Annotated in this window: 13 protein-coding genes; 4 read left to right on the top strand and 9 right to left on the bottom strand. The window is 64.9% G+C overall.

The genetic code is table 11. The features are described 5' to 3' along the window. Positions 1 to 264: 264 nt before the first annotated feature. Positions 265 to 2,019 carry a sigma-54-dependent Fis family transcriptional regulator gene (locus tag ACFULV_RS07250; protein ID WP_378654043.1) on the top strand — a complete coding sequence of 585 codons (1,755 nt, stop codon included), beginning with the start codon at positions 265 to 267 and terminating at the stop codon, positions 2,017 to 2,019. 89 nt (positions 2,020 to 2,108) lie between these two features. Here ACFULV_RS07250 and ACFULV_RS07255 read toward each other — a convergent pair whose 3' ends face one another. From ACFULV_RS07255 to ACFULV_RS07290, 8 genes are all read right to left on the bottom strand, one after another. Next, positions 2,109 to 3,131, bottom strand: coding sequence for an acyl-CoA dehydrogenase family protein (locus ACFULV_RS07255; protein ID WP_378654046.1), 1,023 nt, complete (start codon positions 3,129 to 3,131; stop codon positions 2,109 to 2,111). Then, the gene (locus tag ACFULV_RS07260; RefSeq protein WP_378654049.1) at positions 3,128 to 4,279 is read right to left on the bottom strand and encodes an acyl-CoA dehydrogenase family protein; all 1,152 of its coding nucleotides are present in this window, start codon (positions 4,277 to 4,279) and stop codon (positions 3,128 to 3,130) included. Before ACFULV_RS07260 ends, ACFULV_RS07255 begins: the two co-directional genes overlap by 4 nt. Further along, a complete protein-coding gene (locus ACFULV_RS07265) occupies positions 4,279 to 5,061 on the bottom strand; it encodes an enoyl-CoA hydratase-related protein (protein WP_378654051.1) in 783 nt (260 codons plus the stop codon). The genes ACFULV_RS07260 and ACFULV_RS07265 overlap by 1 nt, the downstream gene beginning before the upstream one ends. A 5-nt stretch (positions 5,062 to 5,066) precedes the next feature. Beyond that, positions 5,067 to 6,485: an aldehyde dehydrogenase family protein gene (locus tag ACFULV_RS07270; protein ID WP_378654054.1), complete on the bottom strand. Its 1,419-nt coding sequence runs from the start codon at positions 6,483 to 6,485 to the stop codon at positions 5,067 to 5,069. A gap of 15 nt (positions 6,486 to 6,500) precedes the next feature. After that, positions 6,501 to 7,607: a zinc-binding dehydrogenase gene (locus ACFULV_RS07275; protein ID WP_378654057.1), complete on the bottom strand. Its 1,107-nt coding sequence runs from the start codon at positions 7,605 to 7,607 to the stop codon at positions 6,501 to 6,503. After that, positions 7,600 to 8,517, bottom strand: a complete 918-nt coding sequence (locus tag ACFULV_RS07280; RefSeq protein WP_378654059.1) for an SMP-30/gluconolactonase/LRE family protein — start codon at positions 8,515 to 8,517, stop codon at positions 7,600 to 7,602. The genes ACFULV_RS07275 and ACFULV_RS07280 overlap by 8 nt, the downstream gene beginning before the upstream one ends. 22 nt (positions 8,518 to 8,539) lie before the next feature. Beyond that, positions 8,540 to 10,111, bottom strand: a complete 1,572-nt coding sequence (locus ACFULV_RS07285) for a class I adenylate-forming enzyme family protein (protein ID WP_378654062.1) — start codon at positions 10,109 to 10,111, stop codon at positions 8,540 to 8,542. Positions 10,112 to 10,172: 61 nt separating this feature from the next. Next, on the bottom strand, positions 10,173 to 11,792 hold the full coding sequence (locus ACFULV_RS07290) for a flavin-containing monooxygenase (RefSeq protein ID WP_378654063.1): 1,620 nt from the start codon (positions 11,790 to 11,792) through the stop codon (positions 10,173 to 10,175). 925 nt (positions 11,793 to 12,717) lie between these two features. On the opposite strand from ACFULV_RS07290, the gene ACFULV_RS07295 reads away from it, so the two are divergent. Continuing rightward, positions 12,718 to 13,125 (top strand): heme-binding protein, encoded by a 408-nt coding sequence (locus ACFULV_RS07295; protein WP_378654066.1) that lies wholly within the window; start codon positions 12,718 to 12,720, stop codon positions 13,123 to 13,125. 132 nt (positions 13,126 to 13,257) lie between these two features. Here the strand turns inward: ACFULV_RS07295 and ACFULV_RS07300 are convergent, their stop codons facing one another. Continuing rightward, the gene (locus ACFULV_RS07300; RefSeq protein ID WP_378654069.1) at positions 13,258 to 13,740 is read right to left on the bottom strand and encodes an SRPBCC family protein; all 483 of its coding nucleotides are present in this window, start codon (positions 13,738 to 13,740) and stop codon (positions 13,258 to 13,260) included. Positions 13,741 to 13,810: 70 nt separating this feature from the next. On the opposite strand from ACFULV_RS07300, the gene ACFULV_RS07305 reads away from it, so the two are divergent. Both ACFULV_RS07305 and ACFULV_RS07310 read left to right on the top strand, forming a co-directional pair. Then, positions 13,811 to 14,185, top strand: coding sequence for a MerR family transcriptional regulator (locus ACFULV_RS07305; RefSeq protein WP_378654071.1), 375 nt, complete (start codon positions 13,811 to 13,813; stop codon positions 14,183 to 14,185). A 152-nt stretch (positions 14,186 to 14,337) separates the two neighbouring features. Next, complete coding sequence (locus tag ACFULV_RS07310; protein WP_378654073.1) at positions 14,338 to 15,693, top strand: carotenoid oxygenase family protein; 1,356 nt, start codon at positions 14,338 to 14,340, stop codon at positions 15,691 to 15,693. Positions 15,694 to 15,795: the final 102 nt, after the last annotated feature.

Raw genomic sequence — 15,795 nt, forward strand, 5'->3', positions numbered from 1 at the left:
CGCGATGTCCCAGGCCCAACCCTTGACCGGCACCGTTGTGATGTTGTCTGCCATGACCTTCTCTCCCGTTCTGTAGCTATTCACTGGCTACAACAGAAATCTACGGCCGTTTCGGCGGACGAAGAGGTCAGAACAGTGCACAGGAACGATCTCTCCCAATCCCGTGGTCCGGCCGCTGTCTCAGATCGAGACACTCGACAGCATTCGACGACGCCCATAGTGTGACCAATAGAGACCTGGATCACACAATCGAGGAGGTGCGGTGTGAAACCTGAAGCCCCGGCAGCGCCGCCGGAGGCAACGACCGCCTCGCTGATGTCGCCGCTGATCGTCCGTTCGTGGAAGCGCTCGTCGGCCTGCGGGCTACGCCAGGACGCGCCCGTCGAGCTGCCGTATCAGGGAAATTACGACGCCGACAGCCGCCTGCTCCGTGCCGCGCAACCAGTGCTCGAGCGGTTGGTGGAGACGATGTCGGATACCCACCACAGCATCTTCCTGGCCGACCGGGATGCGCGGATCATCGACCGGATGGTCGGGACGAAATCGCTCGTCCATACCCTCGACAAGGCCTACATCGCACCCGGTTTCGAGTTCCCGGAGGAGCTGGCAGGCACGAACGGCGTCGGCACCGCGCTGGAAGAGGCATCCGTGGTCGTCGTCCTCGGAACCGAACACTTTTCGCAGTACCTCCACGAATTCGCGTGTGTCGGTGTCCCCATCCGGCATCCGATCCTCGGCACCACCGAGGGAATAGTCGACTTCACCTGTTTCGCGAAGGACTACAACCCGCTGATCCGGCCTCTGTTGATCGAGGTCGCCAAGCACATCGAAACAAGACTGTCGCAGGATGCTTCAGCAGCCCAGGTCGCCCTGCTCGAAACCTTCGTACGGACCTGTCGGACCCACCGCGGACCTGTCGTCGCCCTGCGGCCGGACATCTTCCTGACGAATACACCCGCCAGCGACCACCTCGGTTCCGCCGATCAGGCGGTCCTGTGGGACGCCGCCACTACGCTCGCGTCGATGGGCCGAGACAACGGCTTCGTCGATCTGGCCAGTGGCAGATTCCAGCTCCGACTGACGACCGTCGACACCGGCGGCCGCGAGGCGCCCGGCTTCGTCTGCCGCCTCGCCCACGAAGGTCCACCCCCTCCCAAAGCGCGTTCCATGGTGCGGGTTGCCCGGCCGTCGGCTCCTACGCTGCCGGGCCGCAGCCCGCAATGGAAGCGCGTCCGAGAACAGCTCGACGCGCTCGCCAACTCAGCTGATCCGGTGGCTATCACCGGCGAGCCCGGTACCGGCAAGGTACATCTCGCGAAGCACCTGCACCGATCGTCGTCTCGTGGAAGCGGCGTCAGGATCTTCGACGCGGCTGCCGAGAGCAACGACCTCGGCACAGGAATCATCGACAGATGCCATGACACCCTCGGAAACGGCGACACGGTGATCATCCGACGGATCGATCTGCTGCCCACAGCGACATTGGGCCGCCTCGGTGACCTGGCACGGCAACCGAACGCACCCGGCCGACTGGTTGTGACCTGTGACGATGCCGCTTCAGAGGCTGCTGAACGAACCCTGGCGGCGTGCGCCCAATATGTTTGGCTACCGCCGTTACGGCAACGTAGCGACGACATCGCCGACCTCGTCCCGGCGTTGCTCGCCGACCTGGCGCCGGGGCGCCAGGCGCGATGCGCGTCGCCGGCTGTTCAGGCGCTGATGCGCTATCCGTGGCCGGGCAACACCACGGAACTGCGCGATGTCCTCACCTCGGCACTTGTCAAAGCACAGTCCGGTGAGATCGGCCTGTCCCACCTGCCGCCGTGGATTCTCAAGCGGGCGCATCTGCGGCGATTCAGCCCGATGGAACAGGCCGAACGCGAGTTGATCATCTCGACACTGGCCAGCGTCTCGAACAACAGGACCGAAGCGGCCCGCATCCTCGGAATCGGGCGGGCGACGCTGTACCGTCGGCTCCGCACTCTCGGCATCGCCACCGACAGTGAACTCGTTCGCTGACGGCGAGCTGTAGCGGGATCACGGTTCCGCACAGCACTGAGGCGGTGACACGCAGCGCGTCACCGCCTCAGTCATGGTTCGGCGCGGGATCACCCCGCGATCAGAGCCCACAGTCCGGTTCCGCCCGACGCCAGCGCGGCGCGCGTCACCTCGTCATCCCAGTGCCGAACCGATCCGAACTCCGATCGCCACGCCAGTGCGGCGCGCGTGTATTCGTGCAGGGCGTGTTCACGAGTGGTACCGATCGCGCCGTGCACCTGATGTGCGTTGCGGACGACGACCGATGCCGCGTGGCCCACACACGAGCGGGCCACGGCTACCGAGAAGTGAAGGTCCGGCGCCTGCCAGGAGCTGGCGACGGCGGCGTCGAGCGCGGCTTCCGTCGCCGCACGGGCAAGACCGGCCTCGGCGGCGATGTCGGCGATCAGGTGCTGCACGGCCTGAATCCGGGCCAGCGGACGCCCGAATTGGATTCGCGCGTTGACGTGCTCGACCGACATTTCCAGGATCCGGTCCAGTACCGCGCAGGTCTGGACAGCCCGGACGAGCGCGGACTTCATCCGCAACGTGGAGACGAGGCCGACCCGGATCGTCACTCCGTCGAGCGCGGAGATGTCGACGGATACGGCGTCGCGCGGTTCGCCGATATTGTTCGTACCGCGGGAAATTGTCGCCGCCGCCGCGTCGAGATCGACTACCCGATAGCCGCTATCGCACTGGTAGATCGCCACGATGCGATCGACGCAGGCAGCCCACGGCACGCCTCGAGCTGTTCCATCGTCGTCGAGGACGCAGACCGTGCGCACCGCGCCGTCGACCGGTAGCCCCGCCTCGTGCAGCGTCCAGCAGGCCAGAAGGTCGTGCTCCGCCAGGGGAATTCGCACTCCGTGCCGGGCCGCGGCCGTCAGCAGCTGGCAGGCCTCGTACCACCCGGCACCGCTGCCACCCGATTCCTCGGTGCCGGTCAGCCGGGTCAATCCCAATTCGCCCAGCTGCTGCCAGAATTCGCGGTCGAGTTCGACCTCGCTCACCTCGATGGCCGTCTGCCGATGACCGGCGAAGACGGCGTCCATCATGTCGACCAGATCGCGGTCGATGTCGGCCGTGGTCATCGCAATCCCAATCCCCGCGCGATCACACCGCGCAGAATCTCGTTGGTACCGCCTCGGATCGTGAATCCGGGCCGCTGATCGAGTGCGGCGGCGATCAGGTTCGTGAACTCCTGGTCGGAGTCGGCGGAAGCACCGGTGATCACATCGGCGAACTCGGGGATATCGCCCTCGGTCGCGGTGCCGAGAACCTTCACCACCGCGGCGGCGACGTCGGCCGACTCATGCCGCTGGAGTGCACCGGCCACCGCGCCGGACATATTCCGCAGACCGGCGATTCGTGCCACGTAACGACCCAACTCGCTGTCTGCAGGAAAGCGCTCGGACGCCATCCGTTCAGCGCAGCCGGCAAGCACCTGGAACGTCGAGAGGATGCGTTCGGGGCCACTGCGCTCGAAACTCAGCTCCGAAGTGACCTGCTGCCAACCGGTGCCGATTTCACCGAACACCATGTCGTCGGAGACGAACGCGCTGTCGAGAATCACCTCGTTGAAATGATGTCGGCCACTCATCGAGATGATGGGTCGCACCTCGACGCCACTGCCACGGAGATCGACGATGAACTGACTCAGTCCCGCGTGCCGGTTCTCCGGATCCACCGGGGCGGTGCGCGCGAGCACGATGAACGCCTCGCAATGGTGCGCGCCCGACGTCCAAACCTTCGTGCCTGTCAGTTCCCACCCGCCGTCGACGCGGATGGCGCGAGTGCGGACACTGGCCAGGTCCGAGCCGGAATCGGGTTCGCTCATTCCGACCGCGAAGAAGCACTCCCCACGCGCGATCCGGGAAAGGTACTCAGTCTTCTGCAGTTCGGTCCCGTACTTCAGCAGCGAGGGTCCGATCTGCCGGTCGGCTACCCAGTGAGCGGCGACCGGAGCACCGGCGGCGAGCAGTTCCTCCGTCACGACATAGCGCTCGACAAACGAACGGCCATGTCCGCCGTACTCGACCGGAATGGTCATTCCCACCCATCCGCGTCGAGCCAGATCGGCGGTGAAGCCTTCGTCCCAGCCGAGAATCCAACAGTCGACAAGCGGCGTGAATGTTCCAGCAGCCCGCTGCTCGACAAGGAACGCCCGTACCTGCGTACGCAAATCTCGTGTCTCGTCCGACTCCGCTGTCGCGGGCGGCACCAGCCTCGGTAATCCCATCAGGTGGTCCTCCATTTCGCGACCCGACGAGCATGCTCGGGGTCACCCTGGGCCAGTGGTTGCATCGCGGCCGCCATACCGAGCACAGATTCCAGTGTTCCGTTTCGTGACTCGTGCAGCAGACGCTTCGCCATCCGCAGCGCATGGGATGGGTTCTTCACGATCCGTTCGGCGAGCCCACGGGCCGCGCTGAGCAATTCTTCGTGCGCGACGACACTGCCGACCATCCCCCACGCCAAAGCCGTTGCGGCGTCGACGTGATCGCCGGTGAATGTCATTTCGGCCGCCCGCTCCCAGCCCACCGCGCGGGGAAGGAACCAGGCGCCTCCGTCTGCGGGGATCAAACCGACTTGCACGAAACTCTCAGCGAACGACGCTCGCTCGGAGGCGACTCGCAAATCGCACATCATCGCCAGATCACAGCCCGCGCCAACGGCGGGGCCGTTGATCGCACCGATCAACGGAACCTCCAAACGTCCGATCGCACGGGGAATTCGTTGAATGCCATCGACATAAGCTCGACGCTGCGCTGAACCGTCCAGCCCGAAAATGCCGCGCCTGTCCGCCATCTCGGCCACGTTGCCGCCCGCGGAGAAGATCTTGCCCGTGCCGGTGATGATCACCGCGCCGACACCGTCGTCGGCGTTGACGGCATCGACGGCGGACTCGAACGCCGCGATCAGGGCGGCACCGCTGACCGCGTTACCCTCGTGCGGCAGATTGATCGTCCAGATCTGGATCGAACCGAGCTCGTCGATCAGCAGTGGATCGTTGGTTGTCATCGCGCTCACTCCGGCAGCTGCAGAGATTTGAGCTGCAGGTATTCCTCGAGTCCGGCGCGGCCGAGTTCGCGTCCGACACCGGACTGCTTGTAGCCGCCGAACGGCGCGAGCGGATTGTGGCGGCCGCCGTTGATGTCGAGCTGACCGGTCTGCACGCGGCGCGCGAACGTGGTGGCGCGGTCGACATCGCCGGACCACACCGCACCCGACAGTCCGTACCGTGTTCCGTTCGCGATCCGGAGCGCGTCCTGCTCGTCCTCGTACGGAATCACCGCGAGTACGGGACCGAACACCTCTTCCTGCCCCAGCTCGGAGTCCGGGTCGACGTCGGCGAACACCGTGGGCGCGACATAGAACCCGACGTCGCCGATCTTGTCCGCTCCGCCGGCGATCAGGCGCGCGCCATCGCGTTCGGCGCGATCGATGAAGCCTCGCACGGTTTCCATCTGTCGCTCGGATGCGACGGGACCGATGCGGGTGGCGGGATCGAACGGGTCACCGACGCTGTACCGAGTCACCGTGCCGCGGATCAACTCGAGCGCGTCGTCGTAGCGCGAGCGAGGCACCAGCATTCTGGTCCAGGCGACGCAGGTCTGGCCACCGTTGAGGAAGCAGTTTCCGACACCGACCTTGACGGCGGCGGTGAGATCCGCGTCGTCGAGGATGACATTGGCCGACTTACCGCCGAGCTCGAGCGTCACCTTCTTGACCGTCTGCGCGGCGATCGCCGCGACTCGTGCGCCGACCGTCGTAGAGCCGGTGAAGGACACCAGGTCGACCTCGGGGTGTCCGGCGATCTGCTCACCGATCACCGCACCGGGACCGGAAACCAGGTTCAGCACCCCCGGCGGCAGTCCCGCCTCATGGATCGCATCGACCAGCTCGAACAGCGACAGCGGTGCTTCGTTGGCCGGCTTCAGTACCACCGTGCAACCGGCCGCGATCGCGGGAAGCACCTTCACGACAACCTGATACAGCGGGTAGTTCCACGGCGTGATGGCGCCGACGACACCGTAGGGCTCCCGCACCAGCAGCGAATTACCGACCCGCTCTTCGAACTGGTAGTTGTCGAGGGTCGACAGAATGCCGCGCGCGGCGGTGAGAGCGAGCTGAGTGTGCGCGGTCTGGGCGATCCGCAGAGGCGCGCCCATCTCGCGGCCGATGGTTTCGGTGATGTCGGGCAACGCCTTTTCCATCGCCTCGATGATCTTGGCGAGCCGGTCGCGGCGCTCGGCGACCGTCACCAGCGGGTCGAAGGCACGCCGCGCTGCGGCCACCGCGGCGTCGACATCCTCGGGAGCGCTGCTGGGCACCGAACCGATGACTTGCTCGGTGGCCGGGTCGATCACGTCGATGACACCGGCACCCGTCGGCGAGACCCACTTGCCGTCGATGTAGAGGTTCTTGCGGTCATAGTTGTGCATGTCGTACCAGGCCTTTCAGGGGACGATGCTCGCGCGGATGTCACGCCGGTTCTCCGCGGCGGTGAAGGCTTCGTTGATGTCCTCGAGCGCGTAGGTGGCGGCGCCGAGCTTCTCGAGCGGCAGCTTGTCGTGGTACATCTCGAGGAAGACGAGTGCCCGCGACAGCACTGCGGGTTCGTACATCGAGACGCCGACCATCGTCTTGTTCGAGAACACGAACCGGGACGGGTCGAATTCCACCGTCTTTCCGATATTGATGTTGCCGATCTCGACATAGCGCCCGAACTGACCGAGCATCTTCAAGCCCTCGTCGATGGCGGAAGGATGCCCGACCACTTCGACGACAACGTCGGCGCCGAGCCCCTCGGTCAAGGCACGTACTCGCTTCACCCGGTCTCTGGGCTCGGTGATCTCCGAGATGTCGACCAGGTGATCGGCACCGAACTCCGCGGCGAGATCGAGCCGGTCGCGGACGCCGTCGACAGCGATGACGGTTCGCGCACCGCGCGCCTTCGCGACCGCCACCGCGTAGAGCCCGAGTGCGCCCGCGCCTTGGACCACCACGGTCTCACCGAATCCCTGGTTCACGCGCTCCAGCCCGTGCATGACTTGTGAGAGTGCGCAATTCGCACCTGAGGCCAGTTCGTCCGAGACCGCGTCGGGGATGGTGTACACCACCGCCCCCGCGGGCAGCACGTAGTAGTCGCCGTACCCACCCACGAAGTACGGCGGCTTGTCGGCTCGCTTCAACATCGCCATCGTGAGGTGCGGGCACGCGACGCGGCGACCCGACAGACAGGCGCGGCACTTGTGGCACACCGTGTAATAGGGGAAGGCCACTCGGGTGCCCTCCGCCAGCGGCTTGCCATTGGAATCCTCGGTGACGCCGTCACCGAGTGCGGCGACCGTGCCGACCATCTCGTGTCCGAGAACGGTCGGCAGCTCGCCCCCGAGTCCGCGGGTCTCGAACGTGCCGTGCCAAGCGTGCAGATCCGAACCACAGATGTTGGCGCGAGTGACCTTGATGAGAATCTCTCCCGGCCCGATATCGGCCAAGCTCACCTTCTCGATCGTGAACGGCTTACCTGGACCGTCGAAGCGGGCGATACGACCTTCATACATGTTCTTGTTTCCCTTCTGATGCAAGCGAATTCGTACGCGTCTGCACGCTGGAGGCGCCGTGCCGGCCGACGCGGGCGGTGCGGACGAAGCCGCGGGAACGACCCTCGGCGAACTCGGCCAGTGAGGTGGCGTTGCAGACGAGGTACAGCACGTCGAGATCCGGTCCACCGAAGGCACAGGCCACCGCCCAGGCATCCGGGACAAGAATCGCGTCGGTGATGGTGCCGCCCTCCTCGACGCGGTAGAACCCGCTCTCGGGCGCGCCGACGAAGACGTTCGCCACCCACACACCGCCGTCGGCGTCGACCGCGAGCCCGTCCGGGCTGAATCCTTCGGGAAGTTCGGCCCAGATCCGCGCACCGCTGAGCGTGCCGTCGTCGTGCACGTCGTAGGCGGTGATGCGGCGGGCGAACGTCTCGGCGACAACGAGGGTCGATCCGTCGGGAGTGAGCCCAAGCCCATTGGGACACAACACATCACCGGGAACGGCATCGACCGCGCCGTCGGGCGCGATCCGCACGAGACGGGTCGGTGCCGGTTCCTCGCCACCGAGTACGTCGAAGCCGAAGTTGCCGATGTAGGCGTTGCCGGAGTCGGTCACGAGCATGTCGTTGGCCGCGCCGCCGGTGAATGCCGAGATGTCGGCGTATTCGCTGACCGCGCGATCGGGAGTTATCCGCAGCACCTTCTTCCCGTGCATCGTGACCACCAGCACCGAACCGTCCGGGAGGAAGCCGAGTCCCGACGGCGAGTCGTCGATCGCCACGATCTCGTCGACCGTGCCATCGCCGTCGACGGTGATGACGCGCTGGGCGAAGAAGTCGCTCAGCCAGAGCTTGCCGTCGTGCCAGCGGGGCGCTTCCAGGAATTGGTGGCCGGAACTGAATTCCGTCATGTCGTGATATTTCACGATCTTTCTCCTTGCTGAAATATCAAGTGGATGAGGTGATTTCGCCGGTGTTCGATTTCCGGCCGATTTCCCGGTACTGCTCGCGCAAGACCGCCTTCTGGATTTTCCCGCTCTGGTTTCGGGGCAGTTCGTCGACGATCTCGAAATAGCGCGGCACCTTGAATTTCGCGAGACGCTCGCACAGATACGACCGCAACTGCCCGATATCGATCGTGGTGCCACTACGGGCCACGATGACCGCCATACCGACCTCGACGAACTTTTCGTCCGGTACACCGACAACGGCCGCGTCGGTCACGTCCGGATGGCTTGTCAAGGCCATCTCCACCTCGGCGGGAAAGACATTCTCGCCACCGCTGCGAATCATGTCCTTCGCCCGGCCCGCGATGGAGAGAAACCCGTCGTCGCTGACCCGGCCGAGATCGCCGGTACGGCACCAGCCGTCGACGAAGGTGGCCGCGTTCGCGTCGGGGCGTCGCCAGTACCCGATGCTCATGGCACCGCTGCGAACACAGATCTCGCCCACCTCGTCGACCGCTGTCGGTGTGCCGTCCGGTCGGACGACCTTCACCTCGGACATCGATTGCGCACGCCCGATGCTGTTTTCGTGACCGTGTGCGTCGGCATGATCGAGCGTCGTGTTCAACCCCCCGCCCTCGGTGAGTCCATAGGTCTGATCGAGTCGCACGTTCGGCAGCACCTCGGCGAGCCGGTCGTAGAGCCACGGCGAGACCACATCTCCGCCGGTGAGGATCTGCTCGACTGTCGTCGGCACGATCGCCCTCGGGTCGGTCGCGGTCAGCAGATCGGCGACCATTCCCGGGTACAACAGGATGTTCGTCGCTCGGTGTGTCCGTGCCGCGGCCATGAAGCCGTCGATGGAGAACCCGCCGGAGGGGGTTGTGACAGCCGTACCGTGGCTGGTCAGTGCGGGCAGGATCAATGCCTCGAAGCCACCGATATGGAACAACGGTCCAGCGGTGTGCGCGACCGTCCTGGTGTCCAGCTTCCATCGCTGCGCCTGAATGGCAGCGATCCACAGCAAGTTGGCGTGGGTCAGCACGACGCCCTTCGGCGGCCCGGTCGTGCCGGAGGTGTACATGATCGTCACCGGATCGTCGGGGGCGACCATGGGTAGTCCTGCCGATTCCGCTGCCACATCTGCGAATTCGGCCAGGGGAACCGCCCAATTCGGTCCCGGATCGCCGTCGTCGCGCACGACGTAGCGCTCGACCGTGACGTCGGGGCGGATTCGGTCGACGGTGGGAGCGAATTCGGCGTCGAACACGAGGGTCGTGGTGCCGGAGTCGGTGAGGGTGAACTGGATCTCCGGCGCCGTCAGACGCCAGTTCACGCGGACCGCGATCGCTCCGATCCGTGCGCACGCGAAGAAGACGCACACGTAGTCGGTCGAGTTCCGCAGCAGCAGCGCGACACGATCGCCCTTGACGATACCCGCGGCGTGCAGAGCCTGCGCGTAGCGCAGTTCCGTGTCCCGAAATCCTCCCCATGTCAGTGCCGGTTCGTTACCGCAGGCGATGGCCGGTTTATCCCGTGCGACCGGTGATAACGGTCCCGCGACTACATCGGTCACAAAATTGAGACTTGTGCCCATCTTCTCTCTCCTCGCACAGCTGCACTCGGTCGGAATTCGTTCACGCGGTGACGAATTCCGGATAGCCCTGAGCCGCGGACGCGTTCACCTCGGCCAAGAAGCCCGGCAGGCCACCCGGGTACATCAGCATCTGCACCTTCTTTCCCGGGATATTGGCGCCCATGTACCACGACTTCGCGTGGGAAAACAGTGCGGCCGCCGAGATTTCGTCGATCGTCGTGCCCCAACGCTGTTCGGCCTCGACAGTGGCTTCGATGCGGGTGATGTTGTTTCGATGCAGGTAATCGAGGAACTCGACGATCCACTCCCCCTGCGCCTCGGCCGCGGTCGGCCCGTTGCAGAATGCCGACGGACTCTGTGGGCCGTACACGAACAGGAGATTCGGGAAGCCGGCTGTCGCCGACCCCAGCGCTGTATGCGCGCCGTCGGCGAAGGAATCGGCGATCGACTCCCCTGCGGCATTGCGGATGTCGATGGCGGTGATGCCTCCGGTGACGGCGTCGAAGCCGGTCGCGAGTACGAGCAGGTCGAGTTCGTGTTCGGTGCCGTCGGCGGTGCGCAAACCCTTCGGCGTCACCTCGACGATCGGGTTCGCCTGCAGGTCGACGACATGCACGTTGTCCTGGTTGAAGATCTCGTAGTATCGCTGTTCCAGAGACGGGCGTTTGACGCCGAAAGGATGGGGCGGCTCGGTCGGGGCGAGGATTTCCCATAGATCCGGGTTCTTGATCCGCGCGCGTGTCTTGTCGCGCCAGAAATTGTAGAACAGCCGGTTGCTGTCGAGATCGAAGAACAAGTCGTTGAAGTTCCCGAGCCAGGGCCGGAATCCACCCATCTCCCAGAGCTTTTCGTAGGTCGCTTCGCGCTCCTCGTCGGACACATCGGGAGTCGCCTGCTCGAGGAAGTCGTAGTCGACACCGGCGAAATGGTTGTTGCGCGAAGCCATCGCCTCGGCCAATTGCGCGTCCTCGGGAGTCGAGGGTCGCTGGCGCATCGGCAGGGCCAAGTTCGGGGTTCGCTGGAACAGCGTCACGTCGCTGGCGAACCCGGCGGCCTCTTGCATCACCTGGACGCCTGAAGCGCCGTTACCGATCACCCCGACGCGACGACCCGCGAGAGCGACTTCGCGGTCCTGCGGCCAACGCGCCGTGTGGTACGCCTCGCCCTCGAAACTGCCGAGGCCCGGCAGTGCCGGAATGTAGGGCTTGGAGCCGAAACCTGTGCACACCACCATGTATCGGGCCGACACCGTCCGCCGCAGATCCGCGCTCTTGTCGTGGACTTCGACCCGCCACAACCGGGCGTCCTCGTCGAAACGGGCTGCCTGCACCTCGGTGTTGAACTCGATGTCCTTCGACAGGTCCAGCTTCTTGTCGACGAAGGCGAAATAGTCACGCACCTCCGACCAAGACGGGTACAGCTCACTGAATGTCCAATCACTCCAGAGCTCTTCGTCACCGAACTGGTACATCGGTCCGGGTGAATCCGTCCGGGCACCCGGATAGCAGTTCCAGTACCAGACACCGCCCAGCCGGGGCGCGGACTCGAACGCCGTGACCTTGTGCCCGAGCCGGCGCAACTTGTCCAGCTGATACAGGCCCGCATAGCCGGCTCCGACGACCAAGACGTCGAGATTTTCATCTGAAGTAGGTGTGGTCATGAGGTCTCCCTTTTCACCGCGTCACATCCGTCGAAAACAGATGATTGTGATCCGGGACACTGATGCGGTGTATCAAAGTGAGACGATGCGGCCTTGAAGGTTGAGCACCCGCTAGCGGGACCTTCCGTGCAGGTCAGCGCACTCCAGCCATCGATCCACGACTCGGCAGGCGGCCGTCGACAGATCCCCGCCCGTCGAGCGTTCGACTCGTATTGAGACAACAGATACACAACAGCACCTGCAGCGCCGCGACTTGCGGGTTGCACGGCACCACGCGAAGCGGACGGGTGTCGTGCTGCTAGGTACGATCCGCCCGGCAACTGAAAGCCCCGAGGATCTCGCGATCGCCGTAGGTTGCCTCCGGCGAGGGTACGTCGAACGTGCCGCGCCCCGAGCTATCCGGCAAGAACCGGCGACAGCGGGACTCCCCTTCCTCACTGCCGGAATCGAATCGCAGCTAGTCGATACCCACAACGTTGTCCGCTTCGATGACGAAGTCCCGCTCGCCACTGCCGCGAGAATGGATGGCCTGATCGAGCGACTACAGCACCGGTAACCGCACCGGTCCCGGGTGAGCCCTCGCCCACCTCGGGCTCACCGCCGACTAGGAGTACGTATCGGTCGCCATGTCGCGGCCAACGGTGCCGGCGCGGGCACTCCACCCACCGTCCGCTCTCCCCGCTCCGGCCGACCCCAACTGACCGACGCCGAACGATTGGGTGGACTCGCACGAATCGATCACCACTACGGCGAGGATGTCGCAGGGACGTGTCATTGCCAATGGTCAGCGCGACTTTCGCGCTCGTACCCGACCAGGCAACAAACAGTCTTGTCTTTTCCTGCCCACTGCCCCGGCGACCCCAAACAGGCCTGCGGCAAAAAAGTATTCGATCTCCGCACCGAAAACGCGGGGAAGATGGAAGGCATGAGTATCTCGCTGGATCAGGCCGACGCTGTAATCGCGGCGGCCCGTGATACCGCAGCACAGCTGGGCCAACCTGTCTCGATGGCGGTCGTGGACACCGAGGGCAGGTTGGTGGGGTTCGCTCGCATGGACGGCGCACCCACGTCGTCGATCGATGCTGCCAACCGCAAGGCCGACGCTGCCCGTGCCCTGGGATTCGACACCGTGCACTTCTCCGGAGCCGCTCAACAAGGGCAATCGCTGCTGGGCGGCCCGAAGCAGTCGGGTGCGCACTCGCTGGTACGCAACGGCGGAGGGGTGATCATCCGGATCGGAGGCACGATCTCCGGCACCTTCGGCGTATCCGGGACGTCCTCCTCGATCACCGATCACAAGATCGCCGCGGCCGCGGTCGCCCGGTTGAGGTAACGGGTCGACGATCAACTGCAGCCGTGGGTGGGTGCACGACGAGATCTCGCGTACGCCCCCGATGAGCGCGACCGCAGCGACACGACCGAGAAGGCCTGGTCGGCGACGTTCGGGCGCGGCGGATCGGTCGTCTCACAGCGAGCAACCGAGCTGAGGCCTGCCTCGGTCGGCGCCGAGCAGCTGTGCGAGGTTGCGCAGGCCGATCTTCGCCCGTCGTTGCATGATGATGGCAATGACAGGCAGCAGGGTCCACTGCAGCAGCCGCGTGCCGACGCGGCTGTACATCCGCCACCGGATCACGCAGTGTTCGGCATCGACGGGGCTGAGGTCGATTTCCATGCGGGGCCGAAGCAACGCGAGATTTCCTTCCGTGGCCAACCGCACCGGCGCACAGGCCTCGCACACGTGCACTGGGATCGTCAGTGTCGCACCTATCGGCAGAATGACCGTTTCGAGATAGCTCTTGCCGACTACTCCGACAGCTAGCTCGTCGGTGGCGGTGATCGACTCGACGCCGGGGAACCATCGCGCAAAATTCTCGAGGTCGGCGACGTAATCGAACGCGTCCGTGATCGAACACGGCAGGGTTGTTTCGGTATCGGCCAGCAGGTACATCCGGGCTCCTTCAGGGTCGGCTGACCGAGACTAAGGTGTAGACCCAGCTCTACAGTCAAGCGAGAGATCCATGCTCATCGGTGAATTGGAAACCCTGACCGGCGTCGGCCGGCACGCGTTGCGCTACTACGAGCGCCGAGGCCTGCTCGGCCGCATCGACCGCACCGCAGGCAACTACCGCGACTACCCCGACGAGGTTGTCGAACACGTCCGGTTGTTGCGAGGAATGCAGACGCTGGGGTTCTCGCTGGGCGAGATCGGTCAGGTCATGGAGGGCGTGCGCGCTCGCGATATCGACTGTGCTGACGGTGCGGTTCTGATCGCGGCCAAGCGCAGGCATGTGGACGAACAGATACTGACCCTGCGCGAATTGAGCGCACTACTCGGACGAGAACAGCGCCGCCTCGAACAGCGAGCGCGCCGCAACGGCGCGATCGCGCGCTGATTCCGGTCCGACCGGTTCCAGCAGCCAAGATTTCTGCACAGCTGTGACCTGCGGCTGCTGCGACCGGCTGACCGGATCGAGAAGAACAAGACTGTTTCTGCGCCAATTGTCGCTGCATCCTGGCGTCCTGACCGAGGAACAGGAGTGCAGCGATGACAGCAACGAGCCCTACCGAGGATCCCTTGCATCTGACGGGGAACAACGCGCCGGTGACCGAGGAGATAACCGTGGCACCGTCTGAGGTGATCGGCGAGATTCCCCGCGACCTCGATGGCGTGTTCGTGCGCAACGGACCGAATCCGCGCACGGGAACCTCCACGCACTACTTCGCCGGCGACGGCATGGTGCACGCGGTGGCACTCGCCGACGGCCGCGCCGGCTGGTACCGCAACCGATATGTGCGGACCCCGCTGGCGGCCAATCCTGGCAAGTCCCGGTTCGAGCTGGCCTTCGACCCGGTCAGCGGCACAGTAGATTTCGGCGTCACCACGGCGAACACCCACGTGGTGGCCCATGCAGGCCGGATACTAGCGCTCGAGGAGGGCGGTTTTCCCTACGAGATCACCCCCGAGCTCGAAACGGTAGGAGCGTTCACCTTCTGCGACGCGCTACGCACACCGATGACGGCACATCCGAAGATCTGCCCGACAACCGGGGAGTTGGTGTTCTTCGGTTCCCGGCAACGTCCCCCGTTCCTGACCTACTACCGGGCAGCGGAAACCGGAGAATTGTTACAGGCCAAAGAGATAGCCGTCCCGCGGGCCACGATGATGCACGACTTCGCGATCACCGCCACGTCGGTGGTCTTTCTGGATCTACCGGTCGTCTTCGATCCGGTCGCCGCGGCCGCGGGGTTGCCGTGGCGGTGGGACGACGCGCACGGCGCCCGCTTCGGGGTCATGCACCGACACGGCGGGGACGTGCGCTGGTTCGAGGTCGAGCCCTGCTACATGTGGCACACGATGAACGCCTTCGACGCGGGAAACACGATCGTGGTCATCGGGGGCCGCATGCCGACCCTGTGGCGCGACGGACCCGCCGACCTCACCGGCGGTCTGCCACGGTTACATCGCTGGACGTTGCACCTCGATTCGGGCACGGTCACCGAAGAACCGCTCGACGATGCCGATATCGAGTACCCCAGGGTCGCCGACGCCGACGTCGGTCTTGCCCACCGTTTCGGGTACGTCACCAGCTTCTCGCTGGACCCGCGACCGTCGCACTCCCGGATCTACAAATACGACTTCACCCGCGGCGGTTCGCGGCAGGTACTGGCGTTGCCCGCCGGAAACACCTGCGGGGAGGCAGTATTCGTCCCGCGCGCCGACAGCGCAGGCGACGACGACGGATATCTGATGACCTTCGTCCACGACCGTGCCCGCGACACCAGCCATCTGGCGATCATCGATGCCGCCGACCTGAGCAGCGGGCCGATCGCTGAGGTCCGGCTTCCGGTTCGAGTGCCCAATGGGTTCCACGGCAATTGGATTCCGAGACATCGGGATTGACACGGACCACATCGGCGGACCTGACGTGCCCAGCGTCTTGCCGAGGACCGGATACTTCGCCACGATGTCCTCAACCGCTGTGACGAAGTCGGCTTTGAACGC

Origin of the sequence: Nocardia sp. NPDC057272 (assembly GCF_042668615.1) — a bacterium.
Lineage (GTDB): Bacteria > Actinomycetota > Actinomycetes > Mycobacteriales > Mycobacteriaceae > Nocardia.